At 36.4% G+C, this 16,376-nt stretch carries 11 protein-coding genes; all 11 read right to left on the bottom strand.

All coding sequences use genetic code 11. The features are described 5' to 3' along the window. Positions 1-97: 97 nt before the first annotated feature. Positions 98-4,753 (bottom strand): right-handed parallel beta-helix repeat-containing protein, encoded by a 4,656-nt coding sequence (locus tag ACE1ET_RS07315; RefSeq protein WP_375727724.1) that lies wholly within the window; start codon positions 4,751-4,753, stop codon positions 98-100. A 200-nt stretch (positions 4,754-4,953) separates the two neighbouring features. Beyond that, a complete protein-coding gene (locus tag ACE1ET_RS07310) occupies positions 4,954-7,806 on the bottom strand; it encodes a right-handed parallel beta-helix repeat-containing protein (protein WP_375727723.1) in 2,853 nt (950 codons plus the stop codon). A gap of 221 nt (positions 7,807-8,027) precedes the next feature. Continuing rightward, positions 8,028-8,714, bottom strand: a complete 687-nt coding sequence (locus tag ACE1ET_RS07305) for a LicD family protein (protein ID WP_375727722.1) — start codon at positions 8,712-8,714, stop codon at positions 8,028-8,030. A gap of 203 nt (positions 8,715-8,917) precedes the next feature. Next, positions 8,918-10,045, bottom strand: coding sequence for a phosphonopyruvate decarboxylase (gene aepY, locus ACE1ET_RS07300; protein WP_375727721.1), 1,128 nt, complete (start codon positions 10,043-10,045; stop codon positions 8,918-8,920). A 67-nt stretch (positions 10,046-10,112) separates the two neighbouring features. Continuing rightward, a complete protein-coding gene (locus ACE1ET_RS07295) occupies positions 10,113-10,478 on the bottom strand; it encodes a four helix bundle protein (protein WP_375727720.1) in 366 nt (121 codons plus the stop codon). A gap of 148 nt (positions 10,479-10,626) precedes the next feature. Then, the gene (locus ACE1ET_RS07290) at positions 10,627-11,940 is read right to left on the bottom strand and encodes an isocitrate lyase/phosphoenolpyruvate mutase family protein (RefSeq protein ID WP_375727719.1); all 1,314 of its coding nucleotides are present in this window, start codon (positions 11,938-11,940) and stop codon (positions 10,627-10,629) included. 4 nt (positions 11,941-11,944) lie between these two features. Then, complete coding sequence (aepX, locus tag ACE1ET_RS07285; protein WP_375727718.1) at positions 11,945-13,288, bottom strand: phosphoenolpyruvate mutase; 1,344 nt, start codon at positions 13,286-13,288, stop codon at positions 11,945-11,947. 231 nt (positions 13,289-13,519) lie between these two features. Further along, positions 13,520-14,635: a GDP-L-fucose synthase family protein gene (locus ACE1ET_RS07280; protein WP_375727717.1), complete on the bottom strand. Its 1,116-nt coding sequence runs from the start codon at positions 14,633-14,635 to the stop codon at positions 13,520-13,522. Between the two features lie 74 nt (positions 14,636-14,709). Then, positions 14,710-14,925, bottom strand: a complete 216-nt coding sequence (locus ACE1ET_RS07275; protein WP_375728024.1) for a four helix bundle protein — start codon at positions 14,923-14,925, stop codon at positions 14,710-14,712. After that, positions 14,897-15,073, bottom strand: a complete 177-nt coding sequence (locus ACE1ET_RS07270) for a four helix bundle protein (RefSeq protein ID WP_375727716.1) — start codon at positions 15,071-15,073, stop codon at positions 14,897-14,899. The genes ACE1ET_RS07275 and ACE1ET_RS07270 overlap by 29 nt, the downstream gene beginning before the upstream one ends. A 105-nt stretch (positions 15,074-15,178) precedes the next feature. Continuing rightward, complete coding sequence (gene gmd, locus ACE1ET_RS07265) at positions 15,179-16,339, bottom strand: GDP-mannose 4,6-dehydratase (protein ID WP_375727715.1); 1,161 nt, start codon at positions 16,337-16,339, stop codon at positions 15,179-15,181. Between the last annotated feature and the right edge of the window lie 37 nt (positions 16,340-16,376).

Genomic DNA, 16,376 nt, shown 5'->3' with positions numbered 1-16,376 from the left:
TCTTTACAAAAACAGACCGTTTAAAAAACTTAAACGGTCTGTTAAAAGATTTATTTATCCATTAAGTCGGTGTTATTAACAACTCAATGTCAGATGTTTATTGTTTTGAAACGCGTTTGACATCAATTGACCTACCTGTATCAACATCAATCAATTGAATATTGTACAAACCTTTATCCAGGTTCCACATATCCAGTTTGTAATTATGATAACCGGATCCGATCATAATGTTGTCAATAACTGCACCACTCATGTTATAGACTATAATTCTTATGCCATTCTCATAATCCTTATTCCATCGTATATTCAGATCTCCTCTGGTTGGATTTGGATATGTTTCTATATTTTCAAGAACCTCTTCGTCAATCGTTTTAGGTGTTTCGGTATTTCCAAAATTTGAAGATTTCGTTGAAGTATAGTAAAAGACATTTGCATATACAGAATACGTATAGTTAGCCATATATGCAGTTCCAAAATCGGCGGGAATTCCATCGCTCCAAGAAGCTCCACCTTGGGCCCTGGTTACAATACCTACGGAATATCTGACATTTACTGTATTTTCAAAAAGCCATGATAGCCAGATAGTTTGTCCGCTGGTAATGGGAGCAGCATTTTGCAGAGAAACGGTTTGCCAACCCTCTCCAGTATTAACAGATGTTACTAAAGATTTACTAATTAAAGTACCCGGGATTCCATTGTTGTCATTGAAAACACCTACAAGTACATTGCCTGTTCCCCCTTCATGGTAGACTGATATACTTTCTATATCACCTTCACCTGTACTAATAACCGGAATAGCTCTTATTTTGGAAGAACTTGTACTTAATCCAAATACTTCAGCGTTACCTAAATCACCTGCAACATAAGAATTATTGTTAGTCTCACTGGAAAGAATGTTGGCAAATACAGAGTACGTATAACTTGCCATATATGCAATTCCAAAATCAGTTGGAATACCATCAGTGTATGAGGCCCCTCCCTGTGCCCTATTAGTTGTACTTACAGAATATCGTACATTAACGGTGTTTTCAAATAACCAGGCCAACCAGACTGTCTGTCCACTTGTAATAGCAGCAGTGTTCTGCAACATCACTGTTTGCCATCCTTCTGAGCTATTGACAGTCGTAGGAATAGACTTACTGATTAAAGTTCCAGGTGTCCCATTATTGTCATTGTAAACGCCTACAAGCAAGGCCCCTGTCCCTCCTTCGTGATATACCGATATACTCTCAATATCACCAATACCTGTGCTCGTAACCGGAATAGCTCTTATTTTAGACGAATTGGTACTTAATCCAAATACTTCATTACTACCTAATTCACCGGTAATATATGTGTTATTATCAGTTGTGGATGAGAGAAGGTTCCCATATACTGAATATGTAAAATTAGCCAAATACGCCGTTCCAAAATCAGAAGGTATCCCATTACTCCAGGATGCTCCTCCCTGTGCTCTGTTTGTAGCACTTACAGAATACCTGACATTTACAGTATTTTCAAATAACCATGCTAACCAAACTGTTTGACCACTGGTTACAACAGCAGTATTTTGCAACATCACAGTTTGCCATCCCTCCGTATTATTAACAGATGTTGCAACAGATTTACTTAGTAAAGTACCTGGCGTTCCGTTGCTATCACTATAGACACCAACGAGCACAGTTCCGGTTCCTCCTTCATGATAGACAGATATACTTTCGATATCACCAGAACCGCTACTAGTGACCGGAATAGCTCTTATTTTAGATGAATTTGTGCTTAGACCGAATACTTCATTACTTCCTAACTCTCCAGTGACATTTGAATTATTATTTGTTATGGCTGGTGTTAGATTTCCATACACTGAATATGTATAATTAGCCAAATAGGCTGTTCCAAAATCTGCAGGTATTCCATCACTCCAGGAAGCTGCTCCCTGAGCTCTATTTACAGAGCTAACAGAGTATCTTACATTCACTGTATTTTCAAATAACCAAGCCAACCAGACTGTTTGCCCACTGGTAACAGACGCAGCGGTTTGCAAAGCAACGGTTTGCCATCCTGCGGTAGAATTAACAACAGTTGGGACAGATTTACCAATCAAAGTTCCTGGTATTCCGTTATTATCACTATAGACTCCTACAAGCAAGTTTCCAGCTCCCCCTTCGTGGTATACAGATATACTTCCAACTTCACCCGCAATAGAACTTGTTACTGAAATAGCCCTGAGTTTAGATGAATTTGTACTTAATCCAAATACCTGATCAGATCCAATAATATCAGTATTAGTAGTATCAACTTGAGAGGTTTGAGTAGTGTCTGTTGTACTAGTATCAGGCGGATAATTTATGGAACTGGTTTCAGTTGATTTTAGTATTAATATTTTACTGCTAAACGGTTCCAGATTTATTTTCCCGTTATATGTATTCCCGTCTAAATCCTCCCAAATACCTGAAAAAGTAAAGTCTTTTGCAATTTTTGTATCGTTATAAACAATGTCATGTTGTTTTACCGCATCTCCCAATTTGCATTTTTTTAGCTTCACATTATCCAAACTGATTGCGTTAGGGAATCTGACATTACTGCTTGAATAAAAGGTAATCTTCAGTCCGTTATCATTTTTAACAAGATCATAAATAGGAATCCTATATGTAGTCCAGTCGGGATTTAGAAAAATTCCAAAATTATTATAAATAATTTCTCCATCGGAATAAGCTATTTTAATTAAACTTTCTCCAAGTTTAGATACTTTCATGTCAAATTCCAGAACATAATCAAATCCTTGTTGTACTGCGGCAGAAGTGGTTGTAATTCCCCCATAAGTTTTAGTAGCTGCCAGGGTATCATAAAGAAAGTAATCGCCTTTGTTCTGATTGTGCTCAATCCGGGTTGATACTGTTCCCCAATCGCTCCATCCATCCTTACTTGTGTCAAACGTTCCATTAGAAATCAAGGTAGAATCATAAACATCTATAATACTAAAATTATCAAACGTTACAGTATTTGAAGATGAATTCTCCTCCTGTCCTGTAACATTCTGCCAGGATTTTATATCGTATGATGCACCGCTCCATTCTTCTTTAGCCACGGCAAATCCTTTACCGTTAAAATAATTATTTGACCTTAACTGATACCATGAACGGGAGGGATCAGTCTTGGATAAAAGAAGTGTTATAAAAGGGATAGAACTAAGGGTATTTGTGAACACATTATTATCTCTTGATATAATGTCACTCACCCCTGGAATAATGCTGTTTGATTCCGTAATGTAAATTCCTGCAATGGAAGGATTGTAAACAGTATTGCCAATAATGGAATCGTTATTGGTATCGTGAGTTAAAATAATACCACACAATGAGTTTAATGTTGTGTTGTTTTTTACGGTAACATCCTTCGAATAATTGTCAATATAAATTGCCTGTGATAATTTTCGCTCTTCTTTGAATGGATAACCAATGACAATATTGTTTTGAACTACAGCTCTTTGGCCTTCATAACAGTAAATTCCTCCTCCATCTGTTGTGGTCAAGTGAAAATTTTGTACCAGGTTGTTCTCAAGTATTGGATGATATCCTCTAAAACCCAAACCATTGTAGCCAATATTTATAATTTTGTTATAAGATACGTGGTCTTCATCTCCCTGGGTTGATATTCCAAAACCTGTGATGAAACCTTTTTTACTCAAAACATCTACAATCCCAATGTCTTCAACCAAATTATCCTTAATTATACTATGGTCATTGGCATTTGAGATGCCAACATCGTTACTTCCTATTACGGAATTACTAAGTAAATTCGCATTGCTCCCATTTTGAGTTCGAATACCCATTTCATAGCAGTAAAGTATGTTACAATTAGAAACAGAAAAATTATTCGTTCCAGAAGAATATATACCTGTTTTATTGTAATGTTGTATTTTAATATTGGATACCTCAACATAGCTACCTCCACTTAAAGTTATCCCATTTTTATCCTGACTGGCCCCATAGATATTAGAAGGGGATGATGTCGAGTAAAGGTACAATTTATTGGTAAGTTCATCATAATACCAGTCACCTTCGCTGTTAAGCAGGTTCTTACTGGCATTGATAAAAAATCTGTTTCCCGGCACAAAATTTGCAAAAATATCTGTAGCCACGGTCACTTTCCCGGAAGAACTTTCAAAAGCCGATATTACAGCGGTTTTCAACAGCCATTCCCAGGTTCCGACATGTAGGATTGCGCCGGTTAAATCAGGAGCACCAATTAAATCAGTTGAAATGAATGAGTAATTTGAATTAATTACCGAAGTGATGTGGTAGAAGTTTTCTTCAGCAGCAAATTTATCAACAATCTCAGGAATTCTCGCCGTAGTCAATGGCTGATCTCCCTTAAATAATTGATAAACTGGTCCGGAGTTGCTTACTGACCAGATATTGGCTGATTCATAATTCCATCCACTTAATAATTTACTTCCGGTTATAATAGCCTGGCCTGTGCCATAACTCGTTAATTTGATTGGAGAACTTAATGTTCCATTCAAATTGCTTAACGAAAGTGAACCATAAAATAAATCACCACCTTTGAACGCTATCACATCGCCCGCAACAAATGTTGATGATGCACCCTCAACTTTTGATAATGTTTTCCATGGGCTTGAAGTAGAAGTTCCATTATATGAATCATTTCCAGAGCTACTACTTACGTAATACGTTTTCCCACTTATACTAACAGAATACATCAGAACTGTTAATAATATCACTCCCTTAACTAACCCTCGTCCTTTATCCTTCATTCTAATAAATGCTTTTAATCTTTTCGTCCTAAGACAATATGGTGAGTAAACATACGTAGGCAAATCTCAATGATAATAAATGTTTAATGTATTATTTACACTTATTGACTGAGGATGTGAAATTTAATATTGTTCTCTAGCAACAAAAAACCCCTGAATTGATTCTTTTTCAGGGGGTTTTTGATGATAAAAATTGTGCCCTAGCGGATGTCAATTTTTGTGTCTTTGTTAACGTTAATTTCATATCCGCTTCCGGGGATAAGTTTTCCAATAGAATTCACCCATTCTCCTGATTCAGTTTTAGCAATCGTGTGATATAAATTGTCTTCAACCTTTATAAGGCTTCCTTCTTTTATAAGAGGCATTAAAACGGTCAACGCATCCTTTTCAGAACTCAAATTGTAAGGGATTAAATTCCAGCCTTTTGAAAGTATAATGGATGTGCTGGGTTCTGTTTCGTATCCATAAATGGTCAGGGAACAATCTTTTGATACTTTTACTTTGTAAGCTTTATCCGTAGAAACAGATCCAATGTTGTTTACCCAACCATACTGATTCCCACTGTATTCCAATGAGCTCCCGAATTGATCCTGAACTTTTATTAGAGTACCGTCATTTATCAGAGGTTGAAAAATTACATTAATATCTTGAATTTCAGGTTGCAATAATAATGACATATAATTCCAGCCTTTTTGTAAATTCAAATTATATGAAATCGGTTCAACTTTAAAAAGAATAAGTGCTTTGTAAGGTTCTAACACCAAATTATTGCTGTATAGGTTATCATATATACATTTCCATGAACCATATAAATTAAATGTCTTTTCAGTTCCGGTTTCATTATAAGCTATAGTAAAATTATTTGTAGAATCTAGTTCTGCTTCAATTAATTTCACATTATCAAGATAAAAAGCATTAGGTGTAGAGTTAGAAAAACTTGAGAAGCCGCAATAGTATTGTAAACTTATATCGTTACCGCCTTCAGTGATATTTTTGATTGGAATTCTGTATGTTTCCCAGTCTGGTTTTATAAAAAAGCGATATGCGTCAAGGATGGAAAATCCATTTTCTGTCTTTAGATCAATATAACCAAGTGATGTCCTGTTTGTTTTCATATCAAATTCTAAAACATAATCTTTTCCTTCCTCCATTTTAAGATTCGATACCTTTAAGCTGCCATAAGTCTTTCCTGCTGCAAGCGTGTCATAAACACACTTATTCCCTGTTACTCCGGAACGATCTTTAAGCGTTGCAACACTGGCCCAACTTGTCCAACCCGATAGATCACTATTAAAACCAGAATTAAGTACTTCATTTTTTTCTTTAATGTTACAGCCTATATATAATGCGGAATTTTCACGGGAATGTAAGTCATTATTTGTTTTGTACTGCCATTCCTTTAACCCATAATAGCCATCAGAAGAAATATATGCTGTAGCAAAACCACTGGTGTTATAATACAGGTTACTGTCGCACTTAAGATTGCTCCAATCAGTTATTCCGGTTACGTAAAGTGGAGGGGTATTGCTTTCAATGTTAAAAACAGTATTATTATAAAATTGAATTGATTTAGCTGTGGTAATAAGACAACCTGCACTGCTAGCGTCATATGCAATGTTATTTCGTATAGAAATGCTGTATGCATTTTTATTCACAAAAATATTGTTATTAAAGCCGATAACTGTATTTCCTGAAATGTCAACATCGTGGGTATAGTTATCCATGTAAATACCATTGGATTTAAGCTCAGTAATGTTGGGATGGCAAATCACAATGTTATTTTTAATAGTGCCTCCTTTTCCCTGATAGGAGTAAATGGCTCCACCATCTATTGTTGTCAGATTAACATACTTAACGACATTATTCTCTACCGTTGCATGGTCTTTAAAAGAAATAGCATTGTATCCAATGTCAGTAACCTTATTATTTATGATGCTATCCATATAACCCACTGAAGAAATAGCAAAACCAGTGATATAACCTTCTTTATTTAAGTAACTGGATAAGCCAACATCATGAACATCACAATTTGATATTTTAGAATAGTCATTATTATTTCTGATTGCTATTTCTGTTGTTCCGGTAACCTCACAACTATCAATATATGATTTTTCACCATCCTGAAGTCTGATCCCATCTTTATAATTGTCAATGATTTGACAATTAATAATTTTTAAATTCGTCGTCCCCGATGAATATATACCACCGTCATTAAAATGTTGTATTATCAGATTTTCAACGGTAACATTACTTCCGGACTTAATGGTTATTCCATACTCTGATTTATTGGCGTATGCCATTCCGGAGGGAACGGATGCAGAGTACAAGTACACTTTATTATTTGCTGCATCATAAATCCAATCGCCTTCACTGTTAAGAAGATCCCAGTCATCATTTATAAAGAAACGGTTTCCGACATGAAAAACATCAAAAATGTCTGTAGCAACCGTTACTTTACCTGTAGAACTGTCAAACGCAGATATTTTAGCTGTTTTTAAAAGCCATTCCCAGGTTCCAACGTGTAAGGTTGCTCCTGTTAAATCAGGTGCCCCAATTAAATCTTCAGATGTAAATGAATAATTGGAGTTAATTACCGTTGTAATATGATAAAAGTTAAGTTCTCCTGCATATTTATCTTTGATTTCAGGGATTCGGGCTGTGGTAAGTGGATTCCCATTTTTAAAAAGTTGATATGCAGTTTCTGACACTGTTGCAGACCATATATTCCCCCCTTCATTTATCCATCCCGTAAGCTCATTGCTACCACTTATAACAGCTTTCCCGGAACCGTAACTTGTAATTTTGATAGGTGAAGAGGCTGTCCCGAACTTAGACGACAGTGTCAGTGATTCGGTAAAAACATCATTACCGTTTAAAAATACATTATCACCAGCAAATAAAGATGCACCCTCGACCATAGCCAATGATCTCCATGGCTTATCAGGAGATAAACCATCGTTAGCATCATTACCGGCGGTACTCACATAATAGTTCTTAGCAAAGAACGTAAACGGCAATAACAGGAAAATACTTATAATTTTAACTGTTTTCATATCATTTTTTGTTACACAAATCCATTAACGGGATAGGTCGCTATTATATTGTAAAGCAAATTACAGAAATAAAATATGAAATAACAAAAAATTAACGTTAAAATTACTATAAGCATACAAATTTGATGTCACGCAAAGTGTTAGCAACGAAAAATTAACATGGAAAGAGATTTCATAGAATTATTAAATCTCTGTTTGAAAAGAAAATCGATTGAGGTACACTATTTACCGATTTTGATTAAAAATCGCTCAATAGCATCATAGAAGGGGAGTTTTTTAAAAATAGGTGCTAAATATGATATTTTACCTATAATGGTATTTTTGGGAGCATTATAATTCTTTATTGGTGTACGCCATGTTTTCCCGTAAATAATTTCAAGCATATGTTCCGGATTGGCTGGAACAGGGAAGGACATGCCTAAAAAATCGTAACATTCCTGGTTTTCCATTAATTCAGCATCAAATTCCCAGGAATAGTAATTTTTACGTAATTCCTTTCCTCCAATATGTTTAATCTTTTTAAAAAAGTACAGATCAATGTATTCGTCTTTACGCATTAAAGAGATCATATAATCTTCGTAACGAATCATCTCCAGTCCCACCTCTCTTAACTTTGGAATTAATGATTTAACTTTAAGCTTTTCCTCATCAAACACATAAATATCAGTATCCTCATCATGGGCAATAAAATTCTTTTCACGTACGGCACCCAGTAATGTACCAAAGAACAGTCCATAAGTTATATCGGTTTTTTCGATCACGTTGTAGAAAATCTCTATATTTTCCCGCGCAATTTCACGGTCTATCTGCTTCCTTCCATGTTCAAGATGAATCTCGTTATAGTAAAAACGTTCACCATCTATAACAATATATTTTCTTGTTGTGGTATCCATAACTTCAGACTTCATAATTCTCTTAATTAAATCAAACAGGATGTTGCAAATATACTAAAGCAAATTATTTATTTTTAAAATAGTAAAAAGTTTTAACAAATTACTTCTTAAGATACTAAGAATAAAAAAAAATTATCCATCTTTTTATTGTAGTATTATTTTTTTCAGTAATGAACTTTGAATAATTAGGTATTTCAATCCAAAAATTTGGATCCTGATCACAATTCCCTTAATTTGTGTATAAAACCTATTTTATTTTCCCTCGGAGAGTTTTTGGGACGCATTAAACCTGATTTTGATCCTTTGCTAATCATAATTTCAACAAACACAGGGCCTTTATTCTTCTCAATTACACTGAATATCATTTTTATATCCTTTTTATTAGAAACCTTAAACGTTTGTTTGTAACCACAAGCTTCGGCAATTTGTTGAAAATTGATTTTAAAACCAACTGTAGGCTGTCCTCCAACGGATTCATGGGACCCGTTATTAAACAATACATGGATGTAGTTTTGTGCTTTACTGTTCCCTGTGATTGCAAATGCACCCATATGCATTATTGCAGCGCCATCACCATCTAAACAATACACGGTTTTATCGGTATTCAGAGCGATACCCATAGCAATCTGTGATGCATGTCCCATGGAACCAACAGTAAGGAAATCGCCCTTGGAAGATTGATGGTTAAAGTACCTGTGTTCATATAATTCACGCGATAGCTTTCCGGTTGTAGAGACAACCAAAGATGATGGACTGATGTATTTCAAAACTTCGTGGATAGCTTCTTCACGTGTCATCTCAAAAGGATCGTTTGAGTATGCTGATTTGTAGGGTTGAAATACTCCTTTTTTTACAACAATGGCTACCGGTTTGTTGTGTTGCGATGCAAGTTCAATCACCGGTTTCAAAAAGCCAGAGACATTATTAACTCTGTTATCCAGAATAAAATAAGGTATCTCCATAGCATCCAGTAATGCATTTTGAACGGCTCCCTGTACCTGATGTTGTGGCTCATCATTTGTTCCTGGTTCTCCCCGCCATCCAATTAACAAAACCATTGGGATGCTGTAAACACCTTCTGATGCCAGAGATAGGAGAGGATTGGTAGCATTACCTAATCCTGAATTCTGAAAATATACCAACGGGATCTTTTCAGTTGCCAAATGATATCCGGTTGCCAATGCGACAGCACCACCTTCGTTGGCTGCAATAACATGATTTTCTGATGTTGTATGATCTGTAATATAGGCACAGAAGTCTTTTAACAATGAGTCGGGCACTCCAGTGTAGAAGGAGATGCCGTTGTTTGTTAAGGCATCAAAGAATGTTTTTGGATGTATCATCATTGAATGTTGAAGAGGTTAAAAAGGTTAAAGCAGTTAAAATGGTTAAAATGTATAATTTCGAGTGAGATTAACTTTTATGCTTGGGTGCCAGATACTTAATAAGATTGTAAATACTTATGGAGAGTTTTCTGCATTTATTCTGGATAGCTTCCGAATTTTCCTTGTCCAGATAATTGAGGTCAACTCCAATATATGTCATACTTCTTACTTCGCCACAGGAAGCTTTAGCAATATAAAGGAATCTCATAAAGTCCTTTGTTGAATTTCTTTCAAATCCTTCTGCTACATTACTTAATACAGAAACGGAAGCTCTTTGAATTTGATCTTTAAAACTAAAATCTTTCAAATTATAAAAAGCCTTATATACTTCATTAACCAAAATTCGGGCATCTTTCCAGATTGCTAAATCTTCAAATTGTTTTACGCTGTTCATATCATATTGGTTTTGAGTAATTAATTATGATCTAAATTTCAACAAGTTAAACTATTTCTACCTTTTCGACCTGTTTTAATTCAAACATTTTTAACCATTTCCTCCTCTTTAACCAAACACAGTGCTTTAACCTCTTTAACCTGTCTTTCTATTTTCCTCCGGGTATCAAATTAATTATCTCTTTGATCGACATCATAGATTCCCGTGCTTCAAACGCTCTTTTATTTTCAAGTATGGATTTGGCTGTTTTTAACATGGCAGGGTAAGCACTACTTATTAACTGATCTGCATAAATAATGACATTTACTCCCATTGCACTAAAGTCATCTTCAGAGAATTTCGAGCAGGAAGATAATTCCACGAACAGAGGAACCTTATCATTCATATTTTTATATGCATTGCATATGGTTTCAAGTACTTCACAACTATCAGAATTTGTAGATATTAAAATGCCGTCGGCACCGGCTTCGATATATTCTTTGATTCTTCCAACCGCCACTTCAGGTTCAGTTTTATCGTTGATGAGATCTATTTTAGCAACGATCATGAAATTTTCATTTAACCTGGCATGTTTTCCGGACATAATATTTTCACAAATATTCTGAAAGCTTTTAAGTTCTTTTTCTGAAGGTTCCTGTTGGTGATAGCGTTGGATGTTACGCTCTTTGACTGTGATAAGAGAAACACCCAAACGTTCCAGTGTGCGTATAGTAAATGCAAAATGCTCCGGTTTCCCTCCCGTATCACCATCAAATAAAATAGGCTTTGTTGTGACTTCCATCAGGTCGTTGATATTGTTCAGTCTGGAGGAGATCTCCATAGGTTCAAAATTGGGTCTGCCTTTTATGGTGCAGTCCAGAATGCTACTATTCCACATGGCATCAAAGAATTTCTTTTCATCCGGAGTTTCCACCAGTGCATTTTCGATGATGAGTCCGGTCAGACCATTGTGCGCCTCAATAACCCGAATCAGTTTTTTAGTAGACAACTGTTTCCTGAACTGTTTTAGCCGTTGTTCGGGTGTTGTACCTGTTTCCTTTACGCCTTTATTCAACATCGTCGAAGAAATACCCTTTGTATATGGTATTTCAACCAATTCACCTTCCCATTCCTTTAAACAGTCAATAACCTGATTTCTGGTTTTTTGTAATACCCCTTCTTTCCAGTCATCTCCATGAACCACATATGCTGGTTTGTATTTTCTCAGGTTTGGCCTGTAATCCAGCACTTCCTGAAGAACCACCTGGTGTACATCTTTAAGGTTCTCAACCACGGCCTTGCGCTGGTCGTAGTTAAGATGCGGTACCCGTTTGTATGAAGCAACAGCCTGATCAGTCAGAAGTCCAACGGTAACCTTCCCCAGTTTAGCCGCTTCTTTAATTATATTCAGATGACCGGTATGAATTAAATCTGCTGCCATGCACACATATACCATCTCGTCGTTTTTCTCTGTTGGTTTCATGTTTTTATTTATTATTCGAATTGTTATTAAAGGAAATCTGGTTATGGCTTTTAATTTGATCCTGAATTTTTTTGATATCAGTCTCCTGCGGTTTTACGGAACCCGATTTTAGGATGATATCAGCCATTTTTTTCATTTCGGGATAAGCACTGCGAATGAGTTGATTGGCATAAATCACAATGTTAACACCGTGTTTTGCCAGTTCATCTTCTGTAACAGTATCAAAACTTGACGGTACTACAACCAGCGGTACCCGGTCCGCTAGCGAATTATAAATGTCACAGAATTCAATAATTTCATCAGGTGTTTTTTCCCTTGAATGGATCATTATACCATCCACGCCAGCTTTAATATAAGCTTTTGCCCTTTGAATGGCGTCATCCATTCCTGCTCTCAGTATCAGACTTTCTATACGTGCAATGATCATAAAATCTCCGGATACCTGTGCATGTTTCCCCGCTTTGATTTTATCACCGAATGCTTCTATGCTATCTTGTTCCTGAACAACATCTGTTCCAAAAAGTGAATTCTTTTTCAGACCGATTTTATCTTCTATTATGATTGCTGAAACGCCCAGTCTTTCAAGGGTTCTGACAGTAAACACGAAATGTTCAATTTTTCCGCCGGTATCACCGTCAAAAATGATGGGTTTGGTAGTGACTTCCAACAGATCATTCACGTTATTCAGTCTCGAAGTGAGATCAACAGCCTCAATATCCGGCTTCCCCTTCGCTGTTGAATCTGTTAAACTACTGATCCAGATGGCCTCAAACTCCCTTTTTTCACCATTAACATTTACGGATGTATGTTCCACGAGGTGACCGGATAATCCGCTGTGTGCCTCTATGGTTCTTACAATTGCTTTGGAATGAATTAAACGTTTCAGCCTTTTTTGTCTGATCTCAGGAGTTGTGCCAATTTCTTTCATGATTTTATAAAGCTGCGTGCTTGATATACCCTCGGTATAAGGTACCTCATGAATCTTACCTCCCCATTTTTTCAGTGTGTCTATGACCCGTTGACGTTCTTCTTTCTGAAATCCTTTTCTCCAGTCATCTCCGTGCACCACAATATGAGGTTTATACCGCATTAGATTTTCCGTATGATCCAATGTATCCTGTTCAACAACATCACAGACTCCCTGAATATTTTCAGCGATTTCCTTTCGCTGATTAAATTCCAGGAATGGAATGCTCTTATAACTTGCGATGGCCTTATCTGTAAGCAGTCCAATCATTACCCTTCCCAATTTCGAGGCCTCTCTTATAACATTAAGATGGCCGGGATGTATTAAATCGGCACTCATACAAACATAAACAAGCTTTTCTTTTTTTTCAGGTTTTGGCATTATATTTAATGTTATGGTCTTTATATGAATTATTGTCCATTAGTTTCAAAGTCAAAGAGTCTAGAAGATTAAATGATTTGATCTGTATTCCCACTACTTTACCCTACATGTCCCATGACTAATAACTGAGCAAGTCATTCACTCCAAAACAATGAGGGGTGTCGCTTATCAGGTTCATGGAGAAAGATTGGTAACATCTTTAACATTCTTACATTTCAACACTTTTACATATTATTTACCCAAATAATGCTTATACATCAATTTAATACCTTCCTCCAGTTCTATATTATGCTTCCAACCCAGATTATGCAATTTAGATGGATCAGTTAATTTACGCATGGTTCCATCCGGTTTCGATGCGTCCCATAATATATCACCTTCAAATTCGATTTCTTTTTTGATGGTTTCTGCCAGTTCTCTTATGGATATTTCCTTTCCGGTTCCGATATTGATGTGTGTATTACGGATTTCTTTTGAATTGCTGTAATCTGCTGAATTGATGACATCCTGAAAATCGCGGTTTTCCAAAAGGAATACACAGGCATCAGCCATATCTTCAGACCACAGGAATTCACGGTAAGGTTTACCACTTCCCCAAAGCGCTAAGCTGACCTTTTGACTTTTTGACTCTGTGACTTTTCGACTTTCAATCCCATATTTATCTAGGATCCCCAAAATATCCTTTTCACTGGCTGATCCATCCACACCTTCAACGGGCCTTTTATTCAGATCTTCCCGTACCGCATACCAGTTGTTATCTTCCAGACTTTTTGCCAGATGGATTTTTCGAACCATGGCAGGAAGGACATGGGATGTTTCCAGGTTAAAGTTGTCGTTTGGCCCGTATAAATTGGTTGGCATTACCGAAATAAAATTTGTCCCGTACTGCAAATTATAAGACTCACACATTTTTAATCCTGCAATCTTGGCAATGGCATATGGTTCGTTTGTATATTCCAGTACATCGGTCAAAAGACAATCTTCCGGCATGGGCTGCGGTGCATTTTTAGGATATATACAGGTTGAGCCTAAAAATAGTAGCTTTTTCACACCATTCAGATAGGACTGATGAATCACATTATTCTGAATCTGGATATTTTCGTATATGAATTGCCCCCTGTATGTATTATTTGCAATGATACCTCCAACTTTAGCTGCAGCGAGGATAACATATTCCGGTTTTTCTTGCCTGAAGAATTCTTCAACAGCTTTCTGATCTGTCAGATCAAGTTCCTCAAACGTTCGGAATACCAGGTTAGTATACCCTTTTTCTGTTAAATTCTTTGTAATTGCCGATCCAACGAGACCACGATGGCCGGCGATGTATATTTTTGATAATTTATTCATTTTTAAATTAATTTTGGTTTTAAAGTCAGAAAGTCGAATAGTCATAAGGTCGAATAGATGTAATGCCAACAGACTTATTTAATGTCCTTCTCCAAATATTTAATAAAATTCATAATTGAAGAAGATAAGCGTGATGATTTTTCCAACAGTTTTAACTGGGTTTCTTCCAGAATATAACCAAGTTCTTTTGCCAGATAAATCATACTTCGAATTTCACCACAGGATGCTTTCGCAATAAACAAGAAACGTTTGAATTCAATGTCAGATGATCTCTCGAAACCCTCTGCAATATTTATTCATAATTGATACTGCAGCTCTTTGTATTTGATCACCAAAAGCGTAATCCCGGTTTGATTTAAATAACTGATATATCTGCAAAACCAGGTCTTTAGCTTCGATCCAAATAAATAATTCTTCAAACTTTTTGATTGATGACATATTAATCTAACCTCTAGTATGGTAAGGTTAAAGGACTCTACTAATCGTCAAAATATCATAAATTGTCAGACTCTTAGACTTTTCGACTTTATGACCTTTAGACCCTTATTCAAAATAATTCATCACCTTAAAGCCGCCAGCTTTCAGATATGCATCCTTTTTGAACAGTTTAATATCCGATTGCATCATGTCCTCAACCAGGCCAGCGAGGTCATACTTAGGTTTCCAGTCCAGCTTTGTCTGTGACTTTGTTGGATCACCAATTAACAGGTCAACCTCTGTCGGACGGAAATATTTGGGATCCACACCAACGATCTGAGCATTTTGATTCACACGCTCTTTTATTGCTGTTAAGAACTCTTCACCTACACGTTCTTTGAATTTTGATTCATCGATACCGGTCAGAATACCCTGTTCATCTATACCTTCGCCTTTAAATGTCACTTCAAGACCTACCTCGGCAGTAGCCAATTTTATAAAGTCACGTATGCTGGTGGTTATACCGGTAGCAATCACATAATCATCCGGTTTATCCTGCTGAAGAATCAGATACATGGCACGGATATAATCCTTGGCATGTCCCCAGTCACGTTTGGAACTGAGGTTACCCATATATACTTCTTTTTGCATGCCCAGTGCGATACGGCTGATTGCCCTGGTAATCTTACGTGTCACAAATGTTTCACCCCTGATTGGAGACTCGTGATTGAATAAAATCCCATTGCTGGCATGCATGTTATAGGCTTCCCTGTAGTTTACAGTGATCCAGTAGGCATACATTTTAGCTACAGCATATGGAGAACGGGGATAAAATGGCGTTGTTTCTTTCTGAGGCACCTCTTGTACAAGTCCGAACAATTCTGATGTGGAAGCCTGATATACCCTTGTTTTTTCAGTTAGTCCCAAAAGACGAACTGCCTCTAAAATACGTAGTGTCCCTAACCCGTCGGCATTTCCTACGTATTCAGGCGTTTCAAAACTTACGGCAACGTGACTCATTGCTGCAAGATTATATATTTCATCCGGCTGAACTTCTTGGATCAAGCGTGTAATGTTCATAGAGTCAGTTAAATCACCGTAATGAAGAAAAAAACGTCTGTTTTCTTCGTGTGGATCCTGATAGATGTGATCTATTCTATCAGTATTAAACAGTGATGATCTTCTTTTCATACCATGAACAATGTATCCTTTTTTTAAGAGATACTCTGCCAAATAGGCACCGTCCTGTCCGGTAACACCGGTTATTAAAGCTACTTTCTGATTCATAACGGTTATGTTTATTTGTTTATAATTTTATATTTGA

Source organism: Quyinboa mangrovi (assembly GCF_042219825.1).
Lineage (GTDB): Bacteria > Bacteroidota > Bacteroidia > Bacteroidales > UBA5342 > JBHJHP01.
The sequence above is the reverse complement of the archived record's forward strand: the minus strand, read 5'-3'. Positions and strand labels throughout refer to the sequence as shown.